Consider the following 9311-nt stretch of genomic DNA (forward strand, 5'->3'; position numbering starts at 1 on the left):
CTCTGCCCCTTGTGGGGAGGGGTTAGGGGTGGGGGTCGGTGCCGGGCAGACATCTCAGGAATTCCATATGCGATTACCCTTCCCACAAGGGGCAGAGCAGGCTCAAGCCGCCAGCAACGACTTCAGCTTCACATCCTGCGATCCCAGCGCTTCCGGCGCCGGCTTCGCCCGTTTGCCGATCAGCATTTCAGCCAGCCTGATGTCGCGGGCGACCGCATTGCCGGGGCCGACGCCGCTGGCCGCCACCAGCCTGCCGTCTTCAGCCAGATGGAAGAGGATGAAGGCGCCATCGCCGAGGTCGCGGCGCACGGTGCTGCGGCCTTCGTCGGACAGCCCGGCGATCTGCAGGCTCAGGCCGTATTGATCCGACCAGAACCACGGCACCGCCGTATGTGCCTCGCCGGCGCCGAGCATGTTCCTGGCCGCCAGCGCGCCCTGCTCCTGGGCGTTGCGCCAGGCTTCCAGCCGTACGCGGCGGCCGCCATAGACGGCGAGCGGAAACGAGCAGCAATCGCCGGCGGCAAAGATGTCGGGATCGTTGCTGCGCAGCTCGGCATCGACGGCAATGCCGTTGTCGATCGCCAGCCCAGCTTCGGCCGCAAGCCCGGTCACCGGCACGGCGCCGATGCCGATGATCGCGAGGTCGGCGACGATTTCCCGGCCGCCGGCAAGCGCTATGCGCACCTTGTTGCCGTCGTCGGCGATGGACGCGATGCCATCCCCGCACAGGATATCCACACCCTCGGCGACGTGCGCATCATGGATGATTTCTGCGATCTCCGCCGGCACGCCGCGCATCAGGATGCGCGGCTGCGCCTCGATGACGGTGACATCAGTGCCGAGCTTGCGGGCCGCGGCCGCGAGTTCGAGACCGATGAAACCGCCGCCGATGATGGCGATGCGGTTGCCGGCGGTGAGATGCGCACGAATGGCGAGCGCATCGGCAAAGGTGCGGAGATAGACGCAGCGCGGACCCAACCCCGGCATCGGCAGCTTGCGCGGCGTCGAACCGGTTGCCAGCAGGAGCTTGTCGTAGGGCAGGACCGATCCGTCCGACAGGCGCACCGCATGCGCCGCGCGATCGATCGCCACGGCCTGGACGGAATGTATATGCCGGATCGATTTCTCGGCCAGAATGGCGTCGCTGGCGATCGCCTTGATCTCGGGCGCATCGCTGGCCATCGCCTCCTTGGACAGAGGCGGGCGCTCGTAGGGCAGATGCGGCTCGTCGCCGACCAGCGTCACCGGCCCCCGATAATCGAGGTCGCGCAGCGCCAATGCCGCCCGCCCGCCGCATTCGCCGGCGCCGATGATGAGCATCCCCCCCGCCATGTCAGTCATCCGATCTGGATCAGGACTTTGCCGGCATCGACCTTGACCGGATAGGTCTTGAGATTGACGCAGACCGGGGCGCCGCGGGCGTCACCCGTCTTGTAGTTGAAGCGGCCATTGTGCTTGGGGCATTCGATGATGTCATCCATCACCAGCCCGTCGGCCAGGTGCACCTTTTCATGCGTACAAAGGCCGTCGGTGGCGAAGAACTCGTCGTCGGGGCTGCGATAGATGGCGAAGGTGCGGCCGCCATGGTCGAAGCGCATCACATCCTCCTCGTCTATGTCGCCGGTGGCGCAGGCCTCGACCCAGTCACTCATTGATTCATCCTTCAAAAATCGGGCCTCCCTGGAAATCCGGACGACCGAGCAATCATTCCGCCGCAGCGGCGACGGCGTTGTCGTGGAATTCCTCTCGATAAGGCCTGGCGGTCGGCGGCAGCTCGCGCTTGAGGAAATAGTCCTCGTTGCGCAACTGGCGCAGGAAGGCCGGGATCATCTCGCGATACCCGGCCAGGATCGACGGCGTCGGCGCCGGCAGGTCGTGCTTGATCAGTTCGTGCAGCTTCGGCAGCGCATGATAGGGGACCATCGGGAACATGTGATGCTCGACATGGTAGTTCATGTTCCAGTAGATGAAGCGGCTGATCGGGTTCATGTAGACGGTGCGGCTGTTCAGCCTGTGGTCGGTGACGTTATCGGCCAGGCCGCCATGCTGCAGCAGCCCGACCATGACGTGATGCCAGGCGCCATAGAGCCTGGGCAGGCCAACCAGCATCAGCGGCAGAAACGAACCGGTGTAGAACGCCAGCGCGATGGTGGCGGCATAGATCGCCGTCCAGATGCGGGCGATCCGGATCGCCTTGGGCTGTTCCTGCTCGGGAATGAAGGTCTTTTCCGCCGCGCTGATGTTGCCGGCGGCGTTGCGCAGCATATCGCTCATCGCATGCCAGGCGTCGAGCACGCCGACGAAGCCCAGGACGGCGCGAACCAGGTCCGGCGGCCGCATGACCGAGATTTCCGGGTCGCGGCCGACGATGACGGTGTCGGTGTGGTGGCGCGTGTGGCTCCAGCGCCAGGTCACCGGATTGCGCATGATCATGAAGCAGGCGATCTGATAGACCACATCATTCATCCACTGCGTCCGGAAGGCGGTGCCGTGCCCACATTCGTGCCAGCGTGAATCCGTCGAGGAGCCGTAGAGGACGCCATAGACGAAGAAGAACGGCACGCACCACCAACTGCCCCAGAACCAGGCGCCGCCGGCGCCGCTGACGATCAGCGCGGCGAACCAGATCGCCGTATCGCGGATCGCCGGCCCGTCGGAGCGCTGCATCAGCTCCTTCATCTGCTTGCGCGGTACGTCGGTGTGATACCACTCGGCGGCCGACAGGCCGGTCTCGACGGCGAGCTTGGCGTCGCGGCCGATCAGGCTGTAGTCACGCCGGGACGGCGCAGTGGACATGATTTGCCTCCCTCGGCAAAGGCATCCGCCAGAGCGAATGCCATGAAATCCTTTGGCTTCGAGCGTCAAAGTAACGCCGACTGATGATAGACTCAACGTCACAAAGATAGTTTCTATCATTTCCCATCAGGATGATGTACGAAGGCTCAAGCAAACCCGACGAGGCAAGCATGGTGAAGCGGCCGACAATATCAGATCTGGCGCGCATCTCGGGCGTCAGTGTCGCCACCGTCGACCGCGTGCTGAACAACCGGCTGCCGGTGCGCGAAGAGACAGCGCGCCGCGTCTACGAGACCGCTACCGATATCGGCTACCACGCCGCCGGCCTCATCAAGCAGCGCATGCGCCAGGAATTGCCGGAGTACCGGCTGGGCTTCCTGCTGCTGCGGGGCAATGATGCCTTCTACGGTGACTTCGCGCGGGAACTCGAACTGGCCATCTCGCAATCGCAACGCTTCCGTGGCGTTGCGACCATCGATTTCGCAAGTTCCCTGGCTCCCGACGAGATCGCCTCCCAGATGCGCAGGCTGGCGGCGAAATCGAGGGCCATCGCCGTTGTCGGTCCGGACCATCCGACCCTGACAGCGGTCGTGGAAACCTTGAAGGCGAGAGGGCAGCCGGTCTTTTCGGTGCTGTCCGACTTTGCCGCCGGCATCCGGGAGGGCTATATCGGCCTCGACAACCGCAAGGTCGGGCGCACCGCCGCATGGATGATCTCCAAAGCAGCCAGGCGGCCCGGCAAGGTCGCCCTCTTCGTCGGCAGCCACCGCTTCCACGGCCATGAGCTGCGCGAGATCGGCTTTCGCTCCTTCTTCCGTGAGCATGCGCCGGAGTTCAGCGTGCTTGAAACGCTCGTCAATCTGGAAGCCAACCAGGTCACCCATGACGCGATGATCGATCTTCTGGCGCGTTATCCGGATCTTGCCGGCTGCTACGTCGCCGGCGGCGGCATGGAGGGCGCGGTCTCGGCGCTGCGGGCAGCGAAGCCCGCGACCATGCCGGTGGTCGTCTGCAACGAGATCAACGCCGAGTCGCGCGCGGCACTCGCCGACAACATCCTCACCATGGTGATCTCGACCCCGCTCGCCGCTTTGTGCCGTGAGCTTGTCGACCTGATGGCGCATGCCATCGAAACCGGCGCCGCCAACGCTCCGGGCCAGACCTTCCTGCCCTTTGACATCTACCTGCCGGAAAACATCTAGCCCGCCGCCGCGCAAGGCCGCCGAGGCAAATGATAGAATCCATCAGAGCGATGCGTAAATCGGCCGGCAGGCCGCGGAATCGCCCTTGACGCCCCGATGTGAAATGGAATAAATATTTCATCATCTGTGTATTTTGGTTCTTTCGTTCCGGAACATCTGTTTCAAACAGGGGCTTGACGTTCCAGCCAGGAGGCAAGCGTCACCCGGAATAGAAAAGATATCAGGGAGAGATTCCCCGGGGAGATCGGGGATTCCGGATAAATCGGTGAAACCGGACACCAATATGTGGAGGAGAAACACAATGAAGAAATTGATTTTGGGCGTCGCCTTCGCGGCGCTGATGAGCTCATCCGCGTTGGCCGCCAAGGTTGGCGTGTCGATGGCCAAGTTCGACGACAACTTCCTGACCGTGCTGCGCAACGGCATGATCGAGCAGGCCAAGGGCATGAGCGGCGTCGAGCTGCAGGTCGAGGACGCACAGAACGACGTTGCCAAGCAGCTCGACCAGATCAAGAACTTCGCCGCCTCGGGCGTCGATGCCATCATCGTCAACCCGGTCGACACTTCGGCCACGCAGGCGATGTCGGACGCCGCCGCCGCAGCCAAGATCCCGCTGGTCTATGTCAACCGCGAGCCGGTCAATGTCGACACGCTGCCCGACAACCAGGCCTTCGTCGCCTCGAACGAAGCCGATTCCGGCACGCTCGAGACCAAGGAAGTCTGCCGCCTGTTCAAGGAAGCCGGCAAGAAGGAAGCCAATGTCTATGTGATCATGGGCGAGCTTTCCAACCAGGCCGCCGTGCAGCGCACCAAGGACATCGACGATGTGATCGCGACGCCGGATTGCAGCTTCATCAAGATCATCGACAAGCAGACGTCGAACTGGAACCGCGACGAGGCGCAGAACCTGATGACCAACTGGCTGTCGACCGGCAAGCCGTTCGACGGCGTCATCGCCAACAATGACGAAAGCGCCATCGGCGCCATCCAGGCGATGAAGGCCGGCAACATCGACATGAAGGCGGTTGTCGTCGGCGGCGTCGACGCCACCCAGGACGCGCTGGCGGCCATGCAGGCGGGCGACCTCGACGTAACCGTGTTCCAGGACGCGGCCGGCCAGGGCGCCGGCGCTCTCGATGCGGCGCTCAAGCTCGCCAAGGGCGAGAAGGTCGAGCACAAGGTCTACGTGCCCTTCCAGCTGGTGACGCCCGCCAACATCGACAAGTTCCTGAAGAAGAACTGAGCCGCCAACGGTTCGATACGGAGCGGCGCTCTCGATCAAGACAGCGCCGCTCCCCTCTCTCCCTCAGCGCCGCAGGCGCGAGGGCGACCGCGGCTGATGGAGGACAGAATACGTGGCACAGACATCTCATGGCGTCGGCGGCGTCGGTTATGATGCGAGGAAGCGCACATGGCCGGCCGAGTTCAATGTTTTCCTGGCACTGGTCATTCTCGTCGTCATCTTCGAACTGATCGGCCGCATCTTTCTGGGCGACAGCTTTCTGTTCAACACACGCAGCGACGTCGGCGGCATCTTCAACGAAGCGCGCCTGCAGATCATCATCCTGCAGGTGTCGATCGTCGGCATCATCGCCATCGGCGTGACGCAAGTGATCATCACCGGCGGCATCGACCTGTCCTCGGGCTCGATCGTCGGCGCGACCGCCATGATCGCCATGAGCTTCGCCCAGGTGGCCACGGTCAACGGCAACCCCAATCCCAAGGCGATGTTCCTGGCGCAAGGCTGGACCGACCTGCCTGTCATCGTGCCGCTGCTGGTGGCGATCGCCTGCGGCCTGTTTGCCGGCCTGGTCAATGGCGCGCTGATCGCCTACACGCGCATTCCGCCGTTCATCGCCACGCTCGGCATGATGGTGACCGCGCGCGGCATCGCCAAATGGTGGTCCAAGGGCCAGCCGATCTCGTTTCCCACCGAGAGTTTCGCCGGCATCGGCAAAGGCCTGATGCCCGTCGTCATCTTCCTGTCGCTGGCCATCCTGTTTCAGCTGATCATGACCTACACCAGGTACGGCAAGCATTGTTACGCGATCGGCTCCAACGAGGATGCCGCGCGCATGTCCGGCATCAAGATCGCCAACCACAAGATCCTGGTCTACGTCATCGCCGGCATTCTCGCCGCGCTCGCCGCCGTGGTGCTGAGCTCCAAGAACCTGACCGCGCAGTCCGGCATGGGCGTGATGTACGAACTCGACGCCATCGCCATGGCGGTCATCGGCGGCGTCTCCCTGTCGGGCGGCCGCGGCTCGATCATCGGCACGGTGATCGGCTCGCTGATCTTCGGCGTCATCATCTCCGGCTTCACCTTCCTGCGCCTCGACGCCTACTACCAGGAGATGGTCAAGGGTGTGATCATCGTCGGTGCGGTGGTTCTCGACCAGTGGCGCCAACGCCTGCGGGCAATGAGGGCATGACCATGTCAGACATCGTCCTGAAGACTGAAAACCTGACCAAGCGCTATGGCGGCGTGCACGCGCTGGAAGGGGCGAATTTCGAACTGCGCAAGGGCGAGCATGTCGCCATCATGGGCGACAACGGCGCCGGCAAATCGACCTTCGTGCGCCAGATCACCGGCGTCGAGCAGCGCACCAGCGGCCAGATCTGGTTCGACGGCAAGGAAGTGAACTTTGCCGGGCCGATCGAGGCCCGTACGGCGGGCATCGAGACCGTGTTCCAGAACCTGGCGCTGGCCGACGATCTCGACGTGCCGTCGAACCTGTTCCTCGGCCGCGAGAAGGTTTTGTTCAATCTCGGCCCGTTCTCGATTCTCGACCGCAAATACATGCGCAAGGCGACCGAGGCGGCGCTCGTCCGCACGGCGGTGAAAATCCCCAATCTGTCCAACACCATCCGCCACATGTCGGGCGGCCAGCGCCAGTGCGTGGCGATCGCCCGCACCGCGACCTTCGCCTCCAAGCTGATCATCATGGACGAGCCAACGGCTGCCCTTGGCGTGCAGGAGACCGCGCAGGTCGAAAACATCGTCCGTACGCTCAAGGACAATGGCGAGCCGCTGATCCTGATCAGCCACAATATGCGCCAGGTGTTCGATCTCTGCGACCGTATCGTCGTGTTCCGGCGCGGCCGCATCGTCGCCAATCTGCGCAAGGAGAACACCGACGGAAACGACATCGTCTCCTACATCACCGGCGCCAAGACCGGAGAGGCGGAACTCGCGGCCTAAAACAGGATGATCACCCTGTTTTAAGGTATGCGTGCGTGAAGTAATCTTGCCCCCTTCCTCAGGGAAGGTGCGGACACAACTCTCTAACCCATCCCCTAGAGGAAATACCCATGACCGTTCGCTTCGCTCTCCTCGGTGCCGGCCGCATCGGCAAGGTCCACGCCCGCGCCGTCGGCTCCAATCCGCAGGCCAAACTGGTTGCCGTTGCCGATGCGTTCGAGAAGGCCGCCAAAGAGCTGGCGAGCGCCTATGACGCCGAGGTGCGCAGCATCGAAGATATCGAGAAAGCCGGGGATATCGACGCCGTCGTCATCTGCACGCCGACCGACACCCATGCCGATCTGATCGAGCGCTTCGCCAAGGCCGGCAAGGCGATCTTCTGCGAGAAGCCGATCGACCTCAACGTCAAGCGCGTAGAGAAATGCCTGGCGGTGGTCGAGAAAACCAAGGCGACGCTGATGGTCGGCTTCAACAGGCGCTTCGATCCGCACTTCGCCGCCGTGCGCAAGGCGATCGACGACGGCGCCATCGGCACCGTCGAGATGGTCACCATCACGTCCCGCGATCCGGGCGCGCCGCCGATCGACTACATCAAGCGCTCGGGCGGCATTTTTCGCGACATGACCATCCATGATTTCGACATGGCGCGCTTCCTGCTCGGCGAAGAGGTCGTGGCGGTCAGCGCCCATGCCTCGGTGCTGGTCGACAAGAAAATCGGTGCTGCCGGCGATTTCGATAGCGTCAGCGTCGTCCTGGAAACCGCTTCCGGCAAGCAGGCCGTCATCTCCAACTCGCGCCGCGCCACCTATGGCTACGACCAGCGCATCGAGGTGCATGGCTCGAAAGGCATGGTTGCCGCCGAGAACCAGCGCCCGGTGTCGATCGAACTGGCCAACGAGAAGGGCTATACCCGCCCGCCGCTGCACGACTTCTTCATGACCCGCTATCTCGACGCCTATGCCATTGAGATCGCCGCGTTCATCACGGCCGCGACCTCGGGCAAGAAAGCGTCGCCGAGCGGTGCGGATGGACTGGTGGCGCTGAAGCTGGCCGACGCGGCGCTGAAATCAGCAACGACCGGCAAGACCGTCCGTCTCGACAAGTAAGAACCGGAAACTAGGGTACAGGGAGCAGAGCGATGAGCACATCCGCCGATCGCAATTCGAAGACGCGCGCCATCGTCACAGGTGGCGCCCAGGGGATCGGCTTTGCCGTCGCCGAAGCTCTGGCCGAGGAAGGTTGCCGGGCACTGGCGCTCATCGGCCGCTCGCAGGAGAAGGGCGACAAGGCCGTCGCCCATTTCAGGAAAGCCGGCGTCGACGCGATCTTCATCAGCGCCGACGTCTCGAAAGTGGCCGACTGCAAGGGCGCCGTTGCCACCGCGATCTCGCATTTCGGCACCATCAACGCGCTGGTCAATGCTGCAGCAACATCGGCGCGCGGCTCGCTGGTCGAAACCTCCGAGGAGCTTTTCGACACCATCTTCGACACCAATGTGCGCGGCCCGTTTTTCCTGATGCAAGGCGTGGTGGCGCATCTCCTGGAAAAGAAAGCACCCGGCTCGATCGTCAACGTGCTGTCGATGTCGGCGCATACCGGCCAGTCGTTCCTGACGCCCTATTCGACCAGCAAGGGCGCGCTGATGACGCTGACCAAGAACGTCGCCAACGCCTATCGCCACAACCGCATCCGCTGCAATGCGGTGCTGCCCGGCTGGATGGACACAGAGGGCGAGGACATCGTGCAGAAGAAGTGGCACGACGCGCCGGACGACTGGCTGGCCAAGGCCGAGGCGGCGCAGCCGATGGGGCAATTGGTGAAGCCGGACCAGTTGGCGCGGCTGATCAGCTACATGGTCAGCCCGCAGTCCGGCGTCATGACCGGATCGCTGGTCGACTATGACCAGAGCATTGCGGGGTCGTCTCCGGAATAGGGTCAGCGTCGCGGCCGGCCCGTTTCTCCCCGTCACTATACGGGGAGAAATGCCCGGCAGGGCAATGAGCGACTATCTGTGGTGTCAAGTTGCATTGGCGAACTCCATGCGCGCATCGCGTGCTTTTGCATTGAGAATGACGAGGAGTTTTCGCGCCAGCGCCATGCGGATGACCATT

The 9311-nt window shown here is 63.3% G+C and carries 9 protein-coding genes and 1 pseudogene; 6 read left to right on the plus strand and 4 right to left on the minus strand.

Annotation, left to right across the window (positions count from 1 at the left end; all coding sequences use genetic code 11):
• Window positions 1–102: 102 nt before the first annotated feature.
• Genes EOA19_RS34365 through EOA19_RS34375 form a run of 3 tightly spaced genes read right to left on the minus strand, consistent with a single transcriptional unit; the run spans window position 103 to window position 2796 of the window.
• A complete protein-coding gene (locus EOA19_RS34365; protein WP_031213034.1) occupies window positions 103–1341 on the minus strand; it encodes an FAD-dependent oxidoreductase in 1239 nt (412 codons plus the stop codon).
• Entirely contained in the window at window positions 1338–1652 is a 315-nt protein-coding gene (locus EOA19_RS34370; protein WP_027161041.1) for a MocE family 2Fe-2S type ferredoxin, read from the minus strand. Before EOA19_RS34370 ends, EOA19_RS34365 begins: the two co-directional genes overlap by 4 nt.
• A gap of 52 nt (window positions 1653–1704) precedes the next feature.
• Window positions 1705–2796 (minus strand): fatty acid desaturase family protein, encoded by a 1092-nt coding sequence (locus EOA19_RS34375; protein ID WP_128306063.1) that lies wholly within the window; start codon window positions 2794–2796, stop codon window positions 1705–1707.
• 170 nt (window positions 2797–2966) lie between these two features.
• Here EOA19_RS34375 and EOA19_RS34380 point away from each other — a divergent pair, with 170 nt between their 5' ends.
• The 6 genes from EOA19_RS34380 (at window position 2967) to EOA19_RS34405 (ending at window position 9133) form a co-directional block, all read left to right on the plus strand.
• Window positions 2967–3998, plus strand: a complete 1032-nt coding sequence (locus tag EOA19_RS34380; protein WP_127289516.1) for a LacI family DNA-binding transcriptional regulator — start codon at window positions 2967–2969, stop codon at window positions 3996–3998.
• A gap of 301 nt (window positions 3999–4299) precedes the next feature.
• Window positions 4300–5241 (plus strand): sugar ABC transporter substrate-binding protein, encoded by a 942-nt coding sequence (locus EOA19_RS34385; protein WP_027039988.1) that lies wholly within the window; start codon window positions 4300–4302, stop codon window positions 5239–5241.
• A 112-nt stretch (window positions 5242–5353) separates the two neighbouring features.
• On the plus strand, window positions 5354–6430 hold the full coding sequence (locus tag EOA19_RS34390) for an ABC transporter permease (protein ID WP_027039989.1): 1077 nt from the start codon (window positions 5354–5356) through the stop codon (window positions 6428–6430).
• A 2-nt stretch (window positions 6431–6432) separates the two neighbouring features.
• Window positions 6433–7200, plus strand: a complete 768-nt coding sequence (locus EOA19_RS34395; RefSeq protein WP_023810655.1) for an ATP-binding cassette domain-containing protein — start codon at window positions 6433–6435, stop codon at window positions 7198–7200.
• A gap of 110 nt (window positions 7201–7310) precedes the next feature.
• On the plus strand, window positions 7311–8306 hold the full coding sequence (iolG, locus tag EOA19_RS34400) for an inositol 2-dehydrogenase (RefSeq protein ID WP_128306064.1): 996 nt from the start codon (window positions 7311–7313) through the stop codon (window positions 8304–8306).
• A 32-nt stretch (window positions 8307–8338) separates the two neighbouring features.
• Window positions 8339–9133: an SDR family oxidoreductase gene (locus tag EOA19_RS34405; protein WP_128306065.1), complete on the plus strand. Its 795-nt coding sequence runs from the start codon at window positions 8339–8341 to the stop codon at window positions 9131–9133.
• Between the two features lie 84 nt (window positions 9134–9217).
• On the opposite strand, the pseudogene EOA19_RS36610 reads toward EOA19_RS34405, so the two are convergent.
• A pseudogene (locus EOA19_RS36610) lies at window positions 9218–9311 on the minus strand (IS110 family transposase); the annotation flags it as partial.

It is taken from the genome of Mesorhizobium sp. M7A.F.Ca.US.010.02.1.1 (genome assembly GCF_004023085.1).
Lineage (GTDB): Bacteria > Pseudomonadota > Alphaproteobacteria > Rhizobiales > Rhizobiaceae > Mesorhizobium.

Bases quoted from the DNA above. Each gene is read 5' to 3' on its own strand.
- EOA19_RS34380 (WP_127289516.1), top strand. From the start codon at position 2,967: ATGGTGAAGCGGCCGACAATATCAGATCTGGCGCGCATCTCGGGCGTC.
- EOA19_RS34375 (WP_128306063.1), bottom strand. From the start codon at position 2,796: ATGTCCACTGCGCCGTCCCGGCGTGACTACAGCCTGATCGGCCGCGAC.
- iolG (WP_128306064.1), top strand. From the start codon at position 7,311: ATGACCGTTCGCTTCGCTCTCCTCGGTGCCGGCCGCATCGGCAAGGTC.
- EOA19_RS34370 (WP_027161041.1), bottom strand. From the start codon at position 1,652: ATGAGTGACTGGGTCGAGGCCTGCGCCACCGGCGACATAGACGAGGAG.
- EOA19_RS34385 (WP_027039988.1), top strand. From the start codon at position 4,300: ATGAAGAAATTGATTTTGGGCGTCGCCTTCGCGGCGCTGATGAGCTCA.
- EOA19_RS34365 (WP_031213034.1), bottom strand. From the start codon at position 1,341: ATGACTGACATGGCGGGGGGGATGCTCATCATCGGCGCCGGCGAATGC.
- EOA19_RS34405 (WP_128306065.1), top strand. From the start codon at position 8,339: ATGAGCACATCCGCCGATCGCAATTCGAAGACGCGCGCCATCGTCACA.
- EOA19_RS34395 (WP_023810655.1), top strand. From the start codon at position 6,433: ATGTCAGACATCGTCCTGAAGACTGAAAACCTGACCAAGCGCTATGGC.